Source organism: Kitasatospora sp. NPDC058170 (assembly GCF_042883905.1).
Classification (GTDB): Bacteria; Actinomycetota; Actinomycetes; order Streptomycetales; family Streptomycetaceae; genus Kitasatospora.
This window is the reverse complement of record NZ_JBHVUV010000008.1, coordinates 119,701-137,272: the sequence shown is the minus strand read 5'-3', so window position 1 is coordinate 137,272 and position 17,572 is coordinate 119,701. Positions and strand designations below refer to the sequence as shown.

Below are 17,572 nucleotides of genomic sequence, written 5' to 3'. Positions count from 1 at the left end.
CCATCGTGCCGGGGTGCTCTGACAGGATGGCGCGGACCAGGCCCATCCAGATCGCGAGGTACCCGTGAGCGAGTGGACGATCCACGGCAGCCGCCCCGTCTACACCAGCCCGTGGGTGGCTCTGGACCTGGTGGACGTCGAGCCGCCCGGTCACCCCCGCTACGAGCACCACCTGGTGAGGTTCGCCCCGGTCGCCGCCACGGTGGTCCTCAACGGGGACGGCGAGGTGCTGATGATGTGGCGGCACCGGTTCGCCACGGACACCTGGAACTGGGAGATCCCCAGCGGCATCGTCGAGGTGGGCGAGGAGTTGGCGGCGGCCGCCGTCCGCGAGGTCGAGGAGGAGACCGGCTGGCGCGTGGCGTGCGTCGAGCCGCTCGCCTACAACCAGCCCATCGGCGGCATGTCGAACGCCGAGCACCACGTGTTCCTCGGCCGCGGCGCCCGGTTCGTCGGGCCGCCGTCGGACACCCACGAGGCGGACCGCATCGAATGGATCCCCCTCGACCGGATCCAGGACATGATCGACCGTCGGGAGATCGTCGCCGGCGTCGCGGTGACCGGACTGCTGCAACTCCTCGCCCGCCGCTCCTAGGCGGGGAGCGCGGGCGTGGGGGTCATGACGGCTTCGCGCAGGTCCCGGACCCACGGCAGTCGGGCGGCGGCGGCCGGTACGCCCGCTGCGACCTCCCGGGCCCGGGACAGCAGGATGCCGGTGCGGTGCTCGTCCGGCAGTTCGGTGAGGGCCTGCACGCCGACCTGCGCGGCGGCCGACACCTCGCCGACGTGGAGCAGGCCGGTCGCCTGGTCGAGGGCGATGAGTGCCCGGTCGAGGTACTCGACCGGGGCGTACATGGTGAGGGCCTCGTCAAGGGCTGCCCGCGCACGACGGGTGTCGCCGAGGACGGTGTGCATACTGCCGGTGTGCCAGCGCAGTTGGCGGGCGGTGTAGCCGTATGCCGTATCGCCGGTCTGGTCGGTTCCGAGTCGGGCGAAGACGGTCTCGGCGATGCGCATGGCTTTCCGGGCGTCGTCGGCCCGGCCGAGCCGGGCGAGGGAGCGGGCCTCCAGCGCGGGGGCCCACGCAGCGGTCGCGCAGAGGGTGTTCCCGGCGACGAGGCGGGCGCGCTCGGCAAGGTCGGCGGCGGCCTGCGGGCTGCCGAAGTAGAAGGGGATGACGGCCTCGCGGGTCAGCAGCCAGGCGCGAAGAGCCCGGTCGCCGGTTTCCTCGGCGGCGAGCTGGGCGCATCGGAACCAGCCGCGTGCTTCACGGTGTTCGCCGAGTGCGACCAGTGCAATGCCTGCAGTGCCGGCGAGTTGGGCCGCCACGTGGCACAGGCGCAGCCGGTAGTCGGAGGGCTGGCGGCGGGCGAGGTGGAGCTGCACCTCCACGAAGTCGAGCACGCTCTCTGCCAGCAACTGGTTGGGCGGGCTCATCTGGTAGGCGTGGCCGTACTCGGCGGCGGAGCGCTCCCAGTGCTCCATCGTCGTCTCGCTGAGGGTGTCGCCGAGGGTGTCGGTCATGCTGCGGCGTACGTCGCCGAGGGCGTCCAGGACGGGCGCGGACAGGCCGACGCCGACGCCGGAGAGGAGCGCCCGGAGTACGGCCCGCTGCCCGGCCAGGTCCGGCGCCGGCTCGGCTGGCGGCTCCACAGGGGAGCGGGCCGAAGTGGGCAGCACGACCGCTGCGTCGGGCCCCTTCGTGTAGTCCCGGCCGAAGCCGAGCCGGTCGGGCCTGGTCGTGTAGAGGCGGCACAGGCCGTCGAGGTTGACCTCCCCGGGGCGGGCGGTGCCGCGTTCCCACGAGGACAGCTGCTGCAGGGTCGCGCGGTGGCCGACCCCGGAGAAGGCTGCGACAGCGATCTCCAGGGTCCACCCGCGGGCGAGACGGTTGGCCTGCAGCAGGGAGACGGAACAGGTCGTCGCGATGGCCTGGGCGAGCTGCCAGGGGGTCCACCGCTCGGCGGTGGCCTGTGCGCGTAGGCGCTCGGCGACCGGCCGATGGTTGGCACGGGGCATCAACGGCTCCATGTACTGATGGGAGTGACACCACGTTAGCCCGCCGGGGCGGGGGCCAATGGTCGCTTTCACAGCGCGGCTGGGAAGACGGCCGAGGTTGTCGTTCCAGCGGTAGGAGAACCCCGACCGTTCATACGGGGTCCGCCATTGCCGGGCCCTGCCATCGGGGCCGACGATCTGGCCATGGCCCTCGAAGCACCCCAAGGAGCCCCAGTGAGCAGGCACGAGAGCGGCGGCTACTACCTCGACACCGACAGCCCCGCGTGGCGTGAGGCCGTCGCGGGTGTGGCGGAGCTGTACGCGCGGCTCGGAAAGCAGGATCCGCCCGCTGCCACATGCTCCGACACCGTTCCCCCGGAAACCGCCGAGGACGGTGGCGGGTGAGCGTCGGTGTCCTGCCCGAGCCGTCTCTCGGCTGCCAGACGTGCAGGGACCTGGTGGATCGGCACGCAGTCGCAGAGGCCCGCTACGACCGATCCGCTGCTGTGGACGTCCGCGTGCGGATGCGCAGGCATCAGCTCGCCGCTCACCGCCGGTGACCGACGACCGGGACGAGCAGCGCGAGGCCGCCGAACGGAACCGCCTGACGGCCGCCTGTGCCGTCTCCCTGGCCGGCCTGGTGGTGTCGGCAGCACTGCTCCTTGCCATCTGGCGCCGACCGGAGCGGACAGGTCCCCCCGTGAGCCCGTGAGCAGTGGCGGGACCTGCCTGCCCGGGGGTGGCGCGTGCTACCCCAGGGCGGGTAGCTCCTTGGCCAGGCGGGCGGTCAGGGAGTCGAGCCAGCCCCGGACGGTGGGTTCGTCGAAGAGGTCGGTGTCGTATTCGGCGAGGCCCGCGAGGGCGCCCTCGTGGGGGGTGAGCATCAGCATCAGGTCGGCGCGGGCGCCGTTGCCCTCGATGTCCTCGATCCTTACGTCCAGGCCGGGCAGGTCCAGGGTGGTGGCGGGGGTGCTCTGCACGACGAGCATCAGCTGGGGGAAGGACGGGGGCAGGGCCAGGCCCAGCTCCCGCAGGTCCTCGGTGACCAGGCCGAAGGGGACGTCGGCCTGGTCGAGGGTGGTGGCCAGGGCCCGGGCGGCGCGGTCGACGAGGGCGGGGAAGCCGCCGGGGTCGCGGTTGGCCAGGCGCACGGGGAGGTTGGTGGAGAGCAGGCCGACCACCCGCTCGTGCTCGCGCCGGCGGCGGTTGGTGGTGGAGAGCATCACCAGGCTCTCCTCGGCGCCGGTGAGGTCGTTCAGCAGGTCGCCCAGGGCGGCCAGCAGCACGGCGGCGGGGGTGGTGGAGCGGCGGGCCGCGCAGCGGTGGAGGGCGGCGGTGAGGTCGGGCGGCAGGGTGAAGTGCGCGATGGCGCCGCGCCCGGAGCGCTGCGCGGGGCGGGGGCGGTCGGTGGGCAGGTGCACGGTGAGGGGCAGCCCGGCCAGGCGCTCGGCGTAGCGGGCGGTGGCCTCGCGCACGGCCTGCCTGGTCACTACCGTCCGTTCCCAGCAGGCGTGTTCGGTCATCGAGCCGGGATCGGGCAGCGGGGCGTGCCGGTCCCGGTAGAGGGCGCCGAGGTCGTCCAGCAGGGTGGCCAGCGACCAGCCGTCCAGGGCGATGTGATGGATCGTTAGGAGCAGGGTGTGGTGCTCGGGGCCCTGGCGCAGCAGGCGGGCGCGCAGCAGCGGGGGAGTGGCGAGGTCGAACGGAGTGGCGGCCTCCTCGCGGGTGGCGGCCTCGACGGCGTGCGGGTCGCCGGACGTCTCGGTGACGGGCAGCGCCAGCGCGCCGGGGGCGGGCAGGACCTGCTGGAGCAGGCCGAGTCCGGTGGCGGTGAAGCGGGTGCGCAGGCTGGTGTGCCGGGCGGTGAGGGCGGTGAGGGCCTGCTGGAGGCGCCCGGTGTCCAGGGGGCCGCGCAGGGTGAGGCGCTGGGTGATGTTCCACAGGCTCGGGTCGGCGGCGCGCCCGTGCCCGCGGTGCATCCGGGCCTGGGCGATGCCGGCCGGCGCGGACGCCTCGGCGGCCCCCGAGCCGGTGAGGTCGGCGAGCAGCCGCTCCCGCGACCCCTTGACCAGGGCGAGGAGTTCGGCGTCCATCGCCCCGGGCGGGGCGAGGTACTCCAGGCGCTCGCCGCGGGTGGACAGCACGACCTCCCGCTCGTCGAGCAGCCGCAGCAGCCGCTCCCAGTCCTCGTCCTCCTGCGGCGCGCTCACAGCTCGCCCCGCTCGTAGGCCTGGGCCCGGGCGGGGGCGGCCGCGCCGGCGCGTTCGGCCATGCCGCGGATGGTGGGGCGGCGGAAGAAGTCGAGGACGCCGATCTCCAGCCCGGCCTCCTCGCGGACCCGGTTGAGCAGGCGGGTGGCGGCCAGCGAGTGCCCGCCCAGGTCGAAGAAGGAACTCTCCACCCCCGGTGCGGCCACGGCCAGTTCCTGCGCCCACAGCCGCTGCAGCAGGTGCTCCAGCTCGGTGGCGGGCGCGGTGTCGCAGCCGGCGCCGAGCGATGCGGCGGGCGGCAGCGCGCCGCGGTCCAGCTTGCCGTTGCGGGTCAGTGGCACGTGCTCCACGCGCGCCCACAGCCGGGGCACCATGTGCTCGGGCAGCCGGTCGGCGAGCTCGTCGCGCACCTGCGCCAGCCCGGTGCCCTCGGCCAGGACGGCGTAGGCGGCGAGCGCGGTGCCCTGCGGCCCGCTCTGCGCGGCCACCGCCGCGCCCCGCACGCCGGGGACGGTGCGCAGCACGCTCTCCACCTCGCCGGGTTCGATCCGGTAGCCGCGGATCTTCACCTGCTCGTCGATGCGCCCGAGGTAGTCCAGGGTGCCGTCGGGCCGCAGCCGGCCGAGGTCGCCGGTGCGGTAGCGCAGGCCGTGGGGGGTGGGGGCGAACACGGCGGCGCTCTCCTCGGGGCGGCCGAGGTAGCCGAGGGCGACCTGTGCGCCGAGGATGTGGATCTCGCCCGCCGCGCCGTCCGGGACGGGCCGGCCGGCGCCGTCGAGCAGCTGGATGCGGCTGCCGGGCACCGGGCGCCCGATCGGGGCGTGGTCGGGGCCGTCGGCGGACAGCTCGACGGCGGTCACCGCGTGGGTCTCGGTGGGCCCGTAGTGGTTGAACAGCCGGCACTGCGGGTGGCGGCGCAGGAAGTCGCGCAGGGCGGGGGTGAGGAGCAGCTGCTCGCCGCCGGAGACGATCTCGCGCAGGTCGGGCACCGGGGCCTGGGCGAGGGCGTCGAGCAGGCCGGTCAGGGTGGTGTGGGGCAGGTGCAGGCGCTCGGTGCGGGTGCGCCGGATGTGCTCGGCCAGCGCCCGGGCGTCGTAGCGGGTCTCCTCGTCGACCAGGACGAGGGTGCCGCCCCCGGCGAGGGTGGTCAGGACCTCCTGGACGCTGACGTCGAAGCCGCAGGAGGCGTACTGCAGGGTGCGCGCCGGCGGGTGCTGGTCGGTGTTCCAGTCGACCAGCGCGTGCAGGCCGCGGTAGGGCATCAGGACGCCCTTGGGCCGGCCGGTGGTGCCGGAGGTGTAGAGGCAGTAGGCGGGTGTCTCGGGGTCGGGGTCGACGGCGGGCGGCACGGGCGTGGGCCCGTCGGTGTCGCCGGTGTCGCCGCTGCCGCCGGTGTCGTCGGTCAGGACGGCGGGCAGCGTGATGCCCAGGCGGTCGGTGGCGGCGCTGGTGAGCAGGACGGGCGCGCCGCTGTCCGCGGCGATCAGCCGGCAGCGCTCCGCGCCGTGCACCGGGTCGACGGGCACGTGGACCGCGCCCAGGTGCAGGACGGCGAGCAGCGCGGCGACCTGGTCGGCGCCGCGCGGCAGCAGGGTGGCGACGGGGGTGGCGGCGCGGACCCCGGCCGCGGCCAGCCGGGCGGCCAACTGTCCGGCCCGCTCGGCCAGTTCGCGGTAGGTGACGGGGGTCCCGTCGGGGGCAAGGACGGCGGTGCGCTCGGGGTGGTCGGCCGCGGTGCGCGCCAGGCGCTCGCGCGGCGTGGGCGTGGCGGCGGCCGCCGGGGTGGCGATCTCGCCGGCGCCGGGCAGCAGTTCGGCCATCGGGCGGGCCGGGTCGGCGACCGCGGCGGCCAGCAGCCGCTCGAACGCGGCCAGCAGCCGCTCCACGCTCTCCCGGTCGAACAGGGCGGTGGCGTACTCGACGTGGCAGCGGATGCCCTCGGGCAGGTTGGTGAGGAACAGCGTGAGGTCGAAGCCGGCCTTGTCGACGACGTCGTCCAGCGGACGGGCCTGCACACCGGGCAGGTCGAGCTCGAACAGCGCGTGGTTCTCGAACTCCACCAGCACCTGGAACAGCGGGTTGCGGCTGGTGTCGCGCTGCGGGTTCAACTCCTGCACCAGCACCTCGAAGGGCAGCCGCTGGTGCTCGAAGGCGTCCAGGGCGGTGGCCCGCACCCGGGCCAGCAGCCGCTCGAAGTCCGGCTCCCCGGACAGGTCCAGGCGCAGGGCGAGCGTGTTGACGAAGAACCCGACCAGGTCCTCGCAGCCCTCGTCGCGGTTGGCGACCGGCGTGCCCAGCACGATCTCGTCCTGGCCGCTGAAGCGGTGCAGCACCCCGGCGAACGCGGTGAGCAGCACCATGAACAGGGTCGAGCGCCGGGAGCGGGCCAGCTCGCGCACCCCGGCGGACAACTCGCCGTCCAGCAGCCGCACGAAGGCGCGCCCGCGCCCGTCGGGCAGCGCCGGCCGCGGGCGGTCGGTGGGCAGCGCCAGCACCGGCAGCTGCCCGCCCAGGACCTTGCGCCAGTGCTCCAGGTCCTGCGCGTGCGCGCCCTGCTCCACCAGCTCCCGCTCACGCGCCGCGAACCGCGCGTAACTGGTCGGCAGGGCCGGGAGATCGGCCCGCCGCCCGGCCAGCGCGGCCCGGTACAGCTCGCCCAGCTCACGGGTGACCACCACGGCGGACAGCGTGTCGATCACGATGTGGTGCATCGACAGCACCAGGACATGCCGCTCCTCACCCAGGCGCAGCAGCCGGGTGCGCAGCAGCGGCCCGGCGGCCAGGTCGAAGCGGTACGCGCCCTCCTCGGCCACCAGCGCGCGCACGGCCTCCTGCGGATCCCGCCCCACCGGGGCGTCCTCCACCGCCAAACCGGCCGCCGCCGCGGGCAGCACCACCTGGTACGGCTCGCCGTCCTGCTCGCGGAAGACCGTGCGCAGCGCCGGGTGCCGCTCGGCCAGGGCGTGCAGCGCCCCGGCCAGCGCACCCGCGTCGAGCGGCCCGTCCAGGGCGATCGCCTTGACCTCGTTGTAGCGGGAGCTGTCCGGCAGCATCCGGTGCAGGAACCACATCCGCTGCTGCGCGTAGGACAGCGGGGCGCGCCGCTCGCGCGGCAGCGCACTGGCGCGCCGCAGCTCGTCCAGGTGCGGCAGGCCCGCGGCGACCAGGTCGGGGGCCAGCCCGAAGTCGACGAACGCGGCGATCTCGTCGGCGCCCGCGGCGCGCAGCGAGTCCAGCACCTCCCCGACGCTGTCGGGGGTGCCGATCAGCGCGCGCGAGGCGCAGTAGCGCTCGTAGGCGCGCTCCAGCACGAACTCCAGGTCCTCCTCCGGGGTGTTCTCGTAGTCCAGGGTCAGGCCGAGGCTGTTGGCGACCTGCCCGAACAGCGACAGCGAGGACCGCAGGTAGGAGCAGAACGGCCGGTAGGCCTGGGCGCGGGCGGCGGCGAGGTCGGCGCCCAGGTAGGTGTGCACCAGCACCACCACCCGCCCGGCCTCCGGATCCAGGCCGTGCTCGGCCCGGGTGCGCCGGTACAGGGCGATGTTGGCGGCCAGCTCCTCGACGCTCTGGGTCATCAGGTTGGTGATCACACCGAGGTCGTGGCGGGCCGCCTCGCGGAAGCTGTCCGGATTGCCGACGATCGCGGTGAACATCGGCACCGCCTCCTGCAGCGGCCGCGGGTGCAGGTGCACCTCGATCGGCTCGCCGCTGCCGCTGCGCCCCCGGTAGGGCTCGCCGCGCCACAGCGCCCGGATGGTGTCGACCTGCTGGTGCATCAACTGCTTGTGGGTGCCGTAGCGGTCGGGGAAGAACAGGAAGTCGTTGGGGTGCCAGCCGCTGGCGCAGCCCAGGCCCACCCGCCCGCCGGACAGGTTGTCCACCACCGACCACTCCTCGGCGACCCGCACGGGGTGGTGCAGCGGCAGGACCGCGCAGCCGGCGTTGAGGCGGATGCGCGTCGTCTCGCGGGCGAGGGCGGCGGCCAGCACCGAGGGGTTGGGGAAGATGCCGCCGAAGGAGTGGAAGTGGCGTTCGGGCAGCCACAGGGAGTGGAAGCCGTTGCGGTCGGCGAAGCGCGCGCTCTCCAGGACGATCCGGTAGCGGTCCTCGGGGGCCGTCTCCAGCGGGTAGTCGCCGAAGAAGTAGAGGCTGAAGTCGACCTTGCGGTCCGGGTCGCCGGGCGGCGCGGGGGGAGCGGGCTGCGGCTGCGCGGCCGCCGCCGCCGTCCGCACCTCGGCGCCGGGGCCGGGCAGTTCGCGGCGCGGCGCGGGCACGGCCGGGGCGGGTATCGCATGGGCGGGTATCGCGCGGGTGGCGGGGAGGAAACCGCCGCGGCGCATGTCGCGCAGCGAGTCGCGGACGGCGTCGATCACGAACTCCACGTCGCCGTCGGAGTGCGCGGTGGACAGGAAGAAGTTGCGCCACTCCCAGACGTAGACGCCCTTGACCAGCAGGTGGTGGAAGAGCAACTCCATGTCGGCGCGCGGCTCGAAGCGGAACAGCGAGCCGAAGTGCGCCAGCGACAGCGGGAACTCCTCCTCGGCGAAGAAGCCGTTGAGGGTGGCGGCCAGCTCGCCGGTGCGGGCGTTCAACCGCTCCTGCAGACCGGGCCCCTGCTCCTTGAAGTGCCGCAGCACCGCGCGGCAGGCGGCCATCGACAGCGGGTGCTGGATGTAGGTGCCGCCGAAGAAGGTGGTGTCGTTGGGCGGGTAACTGCCGTCCCCGTACTGCCAGAAGCCGCCGTCGATGCCGTCCATCACCGCCGCGCGCCCCGCGATGGCGCCGATCGGGAAGCCGCCGCCGAGGACCTTGCCGTACGTCGACAGGTCCGGCTCCACACCCCAGAAGCCGCGGGCGCCGCGCAGGTGCGGACGGAAGCCGGTGAGCATCTCGTCGAAGACCAGCACGATGCCCCGGCGGGCGGTCAGTTCACGCAGCTCGCGCACGAACTCGGCCGGCTGCCGGGAGGGGTGGCGGCTCTGCACCGGCTCGACGAGCACGGCCGCGATCCGGTCGCCCAGCTCGTCGATCACCCGCAGGCTCTGCGGGTCCCCGTACTGCAGGACGATCAGGTCGGCGACCGCGCTGCCGGGGATGCCGATCGACACCGGTACCGTCTCGCGGTCCGCGCCGTGGCCCACCGGGCGGCCCAGGGTGTGGTCGAAGTGCCCGTGGTACGAGCCCTCGAACATCACGATCTTGTCCCGCCCGGTGTGGGCCCGGGCCAGCCGGATCGCCCCGGCGTTGGCCTCCGTACCGGAGTTGGCGAACGCGACCCGCTCGGTACCGGTCAGCTCCGCCAGCAGCTCGGCGGCCTCGCCGGTCTCCTCCCCGCGCGGGCCCAGCCGCAGCCCGCCGCCCAGGTGCTCGCGCACGGCCTCCCGGACGAACTCGGGCTCGTGGCCGAACAGCAGCACCCCGAAGCCCATGGTGATGTCGACGTAGGAGTTGCCGTCGATGTCCTCCAGCCGCGAGCCGTGCGCGCCACGGGCCGCGATCGGGTACAGCATCTCCTTGGTCGCCGAACGGAAGCCGACCACGGCCCGGCTGTCGGCGAGCACCCGCCGGTGGCGCTGGGTGAGCGCCTTGGAGGCGGCGGTGCGCGCGGTGAACCGCCCGACCAGGTCGTCCAGGTGGCGGCGCTGCTCGCCGCTCAGACCGCCCGCGGCCATCCCGGAGTCCCGCGCCACGCTCACCCGCGGTCCGTGCACCTGCGGCGCCGCCGACGCCGGCGCGGCGGCGGGCGGGACGACGGCCGGCTCGACGGGAGCGGGAGCGGGCTGGACGGGGACGGCGGCGGGCTGCGCCGCCGCGGGCAGGGCCGGGGCGGCGGGAGCGCCGGGGGCGGAGCCGGCGAGCAGGTCGAGCTGGTGGGCCATCAGCTCCGAGAACTGGCCGAGCAGGGCGAGCTGGCGGTCGATCACCGCCCCGGCCTCACCGGGGATCACCGAACCGGGGAGCGCCGCACCGGACGGCGCACCCGCCGCCGGCAGCACCGGGGCGGGCACCGGGGGCACCGCAGCAGGGACCACCGAGGAAGGGACCGCCGCCGCCGGGAGCACGGCAGCCTCGGGCACGGCAGCCGCAGGAGCCACCGCCACCGGCACGGCGGCAGCGGCGGCCACGGCCGGCTCGGGCGCCGGCTGGGGTGCCGGTTCGGACACCGGCTCGGGCGCGGGCACCAGCGCCGCCAGCGCCTGCGCGTCCATCCGCTCCACGATCAGCCCCGCCAGCCGCGCCGGGGTGTCCGCGTCCTCGAACAGCTCGCGCATCGAGACCCGCACCCGGAACGCCCGCTCCAGATCACGGATCATGTTGATCATCGACAGCGAGTCGGCACCCAGGTCGAAGAACGGGTCCTGCGCACCCACCGCCTCCTCGGCCACGCCCAGCTGGCGCGCCGTCTGCTCCACGACCCGGCGAAGGACCAGGCCCGCCGCCTGCTGCGCCGGCTCCGGCGCGGGGGTGTCGGTCATGACGGTCTCCTCCAGAACGGTGCGGTCGGCTTCAGGGACGGCCGTCGGCGCGGTCGCCGGCACGGCCTCGGGCCCTGACACGGGCGCGGCCACGGCCACGGCTTCGGGTGCGGGCGGCGCCCCGGGCGCCGTGAACCAGTGGTACGTGCGGTGCAGCGGCCGCCCCGGCAGCGGGACGCGCCGCGCGGGCCCCTCCGGCCGGGTACGGGCGGCGGCCACCGCGGCCCAGTCGACGCCCGCGCCGTGCGTCCACAGCGCGCCGAGCGCCCCGAGCAGCTGCCGCTCGGGGGAGCGCCCGCGCCGCCCGCTCGCCACGAACACCGCCTGCGCCAGCTCCCGGCGCCCCAGGACGCTGAGCGTGTGGTGCGGGCCGACCTCCAGGAACAGCCCGTGGCCGAGCCCGTCCAGCGCCGCCAGCACCTGGTCGAAACGCGCGGCCTCCCGCGTCTGGCGCACGAAGTGCCCGGCCTGCGGCACCGTGCCGGCCGCCAGCACCGCGCCGCCCAGGTTGGTCACCAGCGGCACCCGCAGCGGCCGGAAGGCGATCTCCTCCAACCGCCCGCGCCAGGCCTCCAGCACCGGGTCCATCAGCCGCGAGTGGAACGCCCGGTCGCCGGCCAGCCGATCGGTCGACAGCCCCTCCAGCGCCAGCACCGCCTCCGCCGCGGCCACGTCCTTCGGCCGCCCGGCCAGCACGCACTGCCCGGCACCGTTCACCACGGCCAGGTCCACCCCGGGCAGCCACTGCTCCAGCCCGGCCAGCCGCCCGGCGGACGCCGCCACCGCCGTCATCGCCCCCGGCTCGGTCGAACGGTGCATCAGCCGCCCCCGCACCCCCGCCAGGAACAGGCCGTCGGCCAGCGAGAACGCCCCGGCCGCGTAGGCCGCCGCGTACTCGCCCGCACTGTGCCCCGCCACCGCGGCCGGCCGCACCCCGAACTCCTCCCACAGCGCGGTGTACGCGGCCTGCACGGCGAACAGCGCCGGCTGCACCGCCTCCGTACTCCACACCTCCCGCCCGCCCCCGCCGCCGGTGCCCTCCGGCTCCAGCAGCAGCTCCAGCAGCGACTCGCCCCACGCCTCGCGGTGCAGCCGCTCGCAGGTGTCCAGCACCCCGCGGAACACCGGGTACGCCCCGTACAGCTCGCCGGCCATCCCCCGGTACTGCGCGCCCTGCCCGGTGTAGAGCAGCACCGGCGCCTGCACGCTGCGCCCGGCGTCGCGCGAGGTGTGCGCCGGGCCCGAGGCCTGTTCGGCGCGGAACGCCTCCAGCGCCTCGGCGAGTTCGCCCGCCCCGGTGCCGGTGGCGGCCAGCCGGTGGCGCAGCGCGCGGCGTCCGGCGCCGAGGGTGAGCAGCAGGTCGCCGGGGCGCGGCGGCGGGTCGGCGCGCAGCCGCCCGGCGACGGCGCCCGCGAGTTCGGCCAGCGCCTCGGGGCTGCGCGCGGACAGCGGCAGCAGGCCGGGCTCCGGTGCGCCGGCGGCCTCGGGCGCGCGGGGTGCGGGGGCCTCCTCCAGGACCAGGTGGGCGTTGGTGCCGCCGACGCCCAGCGCGCTGACCCCGGCCCGGCGCGGGGCGGGGCCGGCCGGCCACGGCGCGCCCGCGGAGCTCAGCACGAAGGGGCTGCCGGCCAGGCCGAGCGCGGGGTTGGGGCGGGTCAGGTTGGCCAGTGGCGGGATGGTCCCGTGGCGCAGCGCCAGGACGGCCTTGATCAGCCCGGCCAGGCCGGCGCAGGTGTCCAGGTGCCCGATGTTGGGCTTGACCGAGCCGAGCGCGCAGAACCCCACCGCCTCGGTGCGGGCCCGGAAGGCGCGGGTGAGGGCCTGGACCTCGATCGGGTCGCCGAGCGGGGTGCCGGTGCCGTGCGCCTCGATGTAGCCGATGCTGTCGGCCGCCACGCCCGCCACGTCCAGGGCCCGCCCGACCACCGCGGCCTGGCCGTCCACGCTGGGGGCGGTGTAGCCGACCTTGCCCGCGCCGTCGTTGTTGACGGCGGAGCCGAGGATCACCGCGTGCACCGTGTCGCCGTCGGCCAGCGCCCGGTCCAGGCGCTTGAGCAGCACGGCGGCCACGCCGTTGCCGCCCACCGTGCCGCCGGCCCGCTCGTCGAAGGCCCGGCAGACGCCGTCGGGCGCCAGGATCGAGCCCTCCTGGTAGCGGTAGCCGGCGGCCTGCGGGACGTGCAGGGCGGCGGCGCCGGCCAGGGCGAGGTCGCTGTCGCCGGTGAGCAGCGACTGCACGGCCAGGTGGACGGCGACCAGCGAGGTGGAGCAGGCGGTCTGCACGCCGACGGCGGGACCGGTCAGACCGAGCCGGTAGGCGACCCGGGTGGCGGCGAAGTCGGCCTGGTTGCCGATCGCGACCTGCAGCGCCTCCACCGGCCGGGCCGGGTCGGCCGCCGCTCCGACGGCCTGCTGCAGGTAGGTGCGCAGCGAGTACAGCGTCATGCCGGTGCCGGCGAACACGCCGATGCGGGTGTCGGGCGGGCTGTCGCCGTAGCCGCCCTCGTCCAGGGCCCGGGCGCAGGTCTCCAGCAGCAGCCGCTGCTGGGGGTCCATCAGCGCGGCCTCGGCGGCGCTGATCCCGAAGGCCTCGGCGTCGAAGTGGCCGATGTCGGCGATCGGCGCGGTGACCGGGACGAAGTCGGGGTGGGTGTACTCCTCGGCCCGGATGCCGGCGGCGGCCAGCTGCCCGGGGGTGTAGCGGGTGGTGCTGACCACGCCGTCCACGATGTTGCGCCAGTACTGCTCGGGGGTGTCCGCGCCGGGCAGGCGCAGCGCCAGGCCGATGACCGCCACCCGCCGGTCGGCCGCCGCCTCGTGCCCGGTGCCGGGCGCGGCGGGGCGCACCGGCTCCTGCGGATCGCCGGCCAGGTGGGCCGCCAGCGCGTCCACGGTCGGGTGGCGAAACAGCGCGGTCTGCGCCAGGCCCGGCGCGGGACCGGCCGCCAGCGCGGCGTGCACCCGCATCAACTGCACCGATCCCAGGCCCAGTTCGTGGAAGGCCCGGCCGGGGTCGACGCTCTCGCCGAGGACGGCCTCGAAGGCGTCCAGCACGGCGCGGCGCAGCTCGCCCGCGGCGGGCCCCGCCACGGGCGGCGCCGCGCCGTCCGTCCGCGGCCCGCCGTCCGCCCGTGCCTCGCGGGCCGGGCGCTGCTCGTCGATCAGCCGGGGCTCCCCGGCCAGCAGTCGGCGCCGGGCGGCGGGGCGGGCGGTGTCGGGGCCGGCGTAGTAGTGCCCCGGCGCGGCGGACAGCAGCGCGGCGGCCAGCCGGCGGCCCTGCGCCGCGTCGAACACGGCGATCCCGCGTTCGGCCGCGCCCTCGTCGTGGGAGGTCTCCCGGTTCATCCCGACGCCGCTCCACAGGCCCCAGGACACCGTCCAGGCGGGCACCCGGTGCTCACGGCGCAGCCGTTCGGCGGCGGCCTCCAGATAGCGGTTGGCCGCCGCGTACCCGGCGGAGCCGACCACCTCCTGGAAGCCGATCATCGAGGAGAAGCCGACGAACTGGGCGCCGGGGCGGGCCCGGACCAGCTCGGCCAGCGCGTCGGTGCCCTCGGTCTTGGCCCGCACGGCCTCGCGCCACTGCGGCCCGCCGAGCTCCTCCAGCAGGCCGATCCGGTAGTCGCCCGCCAGGTGCAGCACGCCCTGCAGCGGTGCGCCCCAGGCCCGTTCGGCCTCGGCGACCACCGCCGCCGGGGCCTGACGGTCCGTCACATCGGCCGTGCGGTAGTCCACCTGGCCGCCGGCGCGGGCCAGCCGCTCCAGCGCGCCGCGCCGCCGCGCCGCCCCGGGGCCGTCCCCCGCGAGGCCGCCGCGCCCGACCAGCAGCAGCCGCAGGCCGTGGCGGCGCAGCAGTTCGGGCAGCAGCTCCCCGGCGATGCCGCCCAGGGCGCCGGTGACCAGCCAGCGGGCGCCGGGGGAGAGCAGGGTGCAGGACGGCCCGTCGGCGGGCGCCGGCAGCGGGCCGAGCCGCGGCACATACGCGCGCCCCCCGCGCCACGCCGCCTCCGGCTCGCGCCGCGGATCGGCGAGGAAGGCCAGCACGGCCTGCACGGCCTCCTCGTCCGCCGAGGCCCCCTCCTTCGCCGCGGCCCCGGCGGGCAGGTCCAGGTGGCGGGCGGCGCCGAGCAGCTGCTCGGCGCGCACGGAACCGCTCAGCGCGGCACTCAACGCGGCCGCCGGCCGCGGGAGTTCGCCGTCCGCCAGGGCGTGCAGGCCGGCGCTGACGGTGGTCAGCTCGACGCCCTGCGCCCCGGAGCCGTAGCGGTGGGCGAGCGCCCGGGCCAGACCGAGCAGGGCCTCGCCGCACAGCACCGGATCCGGCTCGCCGTCCTGCGCCCACAGGTGCAGCACCCGCCGCGGGCGCAGGCCGCCCTCCTCCAGGTGCTCCAGCAGCTCGGGCCAGCCCTCGGCGCGCCGCTGGTCGAGCAGGTAGCCGGCGCCGGCGCGGGCGAAGGCCTCGCCCTGCCCGGCCTGCACCGCCCGCGGCAGCACCGCGGCCAGCGCGTCCGACAGGGTGCCCGGGCCGGTGGGCCCCACCAGCAGGACCGCCTCCTGCGGCACGGGGGCGGGTCCGGACGGCGCCGGCCTGGGCTCCCAGGCCGGGGTGCGCACGATGTCCGGCACGGTGCGGGCGTTGCCCTCGGCGAGGTCCAGGCGGGCGATCGACTCGTCGAAGTCCCCGGCGAGCAGCCGCTCGCGGATGGCGGTGCGCTGGATCTTGCCGCTGGTGGTGCGGGGGAAGTCGGCGGCGGGCACCGGGAGCACCAGGGCGGCCGACAGGGCGAACCTCCCGGCCAGCGCGCCGCGCACCGCGCCGGCCAGCTCGTGCGGCTCGCCCGCCCCCGGCGCGGGCACCAGGAACACGGCCAACTGCTCGCTGCCGCTGCGCTCGTCGGGCACCCCGCAGGCGGCGACGTGGCCGGAGAGCACCCCGTCGACGGCGGAGACCACGTCCTCCAGGTCGTGGCAGAAGTGGTGGACGCCGTTGATGATGATGATCTCCTTGCGGCGGCCGGTCAGGACCACCTCCCCGTCGCGCAGGTAGGCGAGGTCCCCGGTGTCGAACCAGCCGTCGGCGGTCGCGGACTCCCGGTCCGCCTGCGGGTTGTTGAGGTAGCCGGGGGTGACCCGGCCGGAGGAGACCTGCAGCCGCCCGATGCGCAGTTCGGGCAGGACGGTGCCGTGGTCGTCGGCCACCCTCAGCCGGGCCCCGGCCGCCGGGCGGCCCATGGACAGGAAACGGGTGACGGGCTCGGCCGCGTCCGGTTCGGCCGGGCGCAGGTCGCCGGTGAGCGAGTCGGTGGCCAGCAGCTGGACGGCGCCCGCCTCGCCGTAGCGCTTGTAGGTGATGATGGTGCAGGTCTCGGCCATGCCCCAGCCGAGCAGCAGGTGTTCGGGCCGCAGCCCGCAGGGCGCCAGCCGGGCGAGGAACTCGTCGGCGACGCTCTCGGTGCACTGCTCGCCCGCGTTGATCAGGGACTTGACGCGCGACAGGTCCCAGCGCCGCCCGGGGGCGGCGCGCAGCGCCTCGGCGACCAGCCGGTAGCCGAAGTTCGGCGACCAGGAGTGCGCGGCGCCCTGGCGCTCCAGCGTGTCCAGCCACAACAGGGGGTCGGCCAGGACGAGTTCGGTGGGGATGTGGGTCTGGTCGCAGGCCGCCACCACGTCCCGCAGGTGGAACATCAGCAGGCCCGCGACGTGGTCCAGCGGCAGCCAGTTGACGGTGGCGTCGCCGGGGTCGTAGCCGTGCTCGCGGGCGCCCGCGACGTACTCCAGGATGCCCCGGTGGCTGATCCGGATGGCCTTGGAGCGGCCGGTGGAGCCGGAGGACAGCTGCAGGAACGCCACGTCCCCGCTCGCCCCGTGCGGTGCGGCCGGCGGCGTGCGGGCGGAGCGGTCCACCGGGACGACCCGCAGCCCGGCGGCCCGCGGGTGGAGGGCGGCGATGTCCGCGAGGCCGGCCACGGCGTCCCCGGCGGCCAGCACCGGCGGGTGCTCCAGCGTCTCCCAGGCGTTGACCAGCTTCTCCAGCACCGGGTTGGGGTGGTCGTAGCCGGGCGGGCGGGCCACCGTGACCGGCAGCAGGCCGCCCAGCAGGCAGGCCCACAGGGCGGGGAAGTAGTGCTCCAGGTCGGGCACCTGGAGGATCGCGCGGTCGCCCGGGCGCAGGCCCGCCTCGGTCAGGGTGGCCAGCACGCGCAGCGCCCGGTCCAGCAGCTCGGGGTAGCGCAGGGTGGTGGTGGTGCCGTCGGCGCGCACCAGGTGCAGGCCGCGCTCGGGGTGCAGGCGGGCGGCGCGCAGCAGGGCGTCGGGCAGGTCGGCGGGGCCCTCGGGGGGCGAGGCCGGCGCCGGCCCGGCGGCGACGGCCGGCTCGCCCCCGGCCCCGCCTCCGCCCTCGGCCCCGACCCCGACTGCCCCGGGCCCGGACTGCGGGGCGGGCCCGGGGGCGGGCGCCGGCGCTGCGGCGAACGGGCGCCAGTGGCGGGAGAGTTCGCCCAGGTGGCGGCGCGCGGGCCGGGGCCGCTCGCGCGGGTCGGAGGCGCCGGCGAGCGCGGCGGCGTCGGGCCGGCCGTCGGCGGTGCGCGGGATGCCGTCCACCAGCCGGATCACCGCGCCGGGCGCCTCCTCCAGCAGGTGTGCGGCGGCCCGCCGGCGCAGCGCCGCCGGATCCTGGTCGTCGGAGGGCACGAGGTAGGCGGTCAACGCGGCGCCGCCGTCCGTACCGCCCTGCGCACCATCGCCCTGCGCACCGCTGCCCGCCGAACCGCCGTCCTCGCCGCCGGGGACGAGGGCGCAGTCGGCCAGGCCGGCACGGCGCAGCAGCCCGCCCTCCAGCGCGTCGAGTCGGGGGCGGTCGGGGCCGTTGGCGCTCATGCGGGTCGTACC

At 76.3% G+C, this 17,572-nt stretch carries 6 protein-coding genes; 3 read left to right on the top strand and 3 right to left on the bottom strand.

Annotation, left to right across the window (positions count from 1 at the left end; genetic code table 11):
• Positions 1–64: 64 nt before the first annotated feature.
• Complete coding sequence (locus tag ACFVVX_RS11510; RefSeq protein WP_387944028.1) at positions 65–595, top strand: NUDIX hydrolase; 531 nt, start codon at positions 65–67, stop codon at positions 593–595.
• Here ACFVVX_RS11510 and ACFVVX_RS11505 read toward each other — a convergent pair.
• Positions 592–2,019 carry a hypothetical protein gene (locus tag ACFVVX_RS11505; protein WP_387944026.1) on the bottom strand — a complete coding sequence of 476 codons (1,428 nt, stop codon included), beginning with the start codon at positions 2,017–2,019 and terminating at the stop codon, positions 592–594. The two genes, ACFVVX_RS11510 and ACFVVX_RS11505, sit on opposite strands and share 4 nt — an antisense overlap.
• A 213-nt stretch (positions 2,020–2,232) precedes the next feature.
• On the opposite strand from ACFVVX_RS11505, the gene ACFVVX_RS11500 reads away from it, so the two are divergent.
• The gene (locus ACFVVX_RS11500; RefSeq protein ID WP_387944024.1) at positions 2,233–2,403 is read left to right on the top strand and encodes a hypothetical protein; all 171 of its coding nucleotides are present in this window, start codon (positions 2,233–2,235) and stop codon (positions 2,401–2,403) included.
• A gap of 151 nt (positions 2,404–2,554) precedes the next feature.
• Positions 2,555–2,710, top strand: a complete 156-nt coding sequence (locus ACFVVX_RS11495; RefSeq protein WP_387944022.1) for a hypothetical protein — start codon at positions 2,555–2,557, stop codon at positions 2,708–2,710.
• Positions 2,711–2,747: 37 nt separating this feature from the next.
• Here ACFVVX_RS11495 and ACFVVX_RS11490 read toward each other — a convergent pair whose 3' ends face one another.
• Positions 2,748–4,208 carry a condensation domain-containing protein gene (locus tag ACFVVX_RS11490; RefSeq protein WP_387944020.1) on the bottom strand — a complete coding sequence of 487 codons (1,461 nt, stop codon included), beginning with the start codon at positions 4,206–4,208 and terminating at the stop codon, positions 2,748–2,750.
• Entirely contained in the window at positions 4,205–17,560 is a 13,356-nt protein-coding gene (locus tag ACFVVX_RS11485) for a MupA/Atu3671 family FMN-dependent luciferase-like monooxygenase (protein ID WP_387944018.1), read from the bottom strand. The genes ACFVVX_RS11490 and ACFVVX_RS11485 overlap by 4 nt, the downstream gene beginning before the upstream one ends.
• Positions 17,561–17,572 lie beyond the last annotated feature (12 nt).

Excerpts from the sequence above, each read along its gene's own strand:
- ACFVVX_RS11505 (WP_387944026.1), bottom strand. The coding sequence starts at position 2,019 with ATGCCCCGTGCCAACCATCGGCCGGTCGCCGAGCGCCTACGCGCACAG.
- ACFVVX_RS11485 (WP_387944018.1), bottom strand. The coding sequence starts at position 17,560 with ATGAGCGCCAACGGCCCCGACCGCCCCCGACTCGACGCGCTGGAGGGC.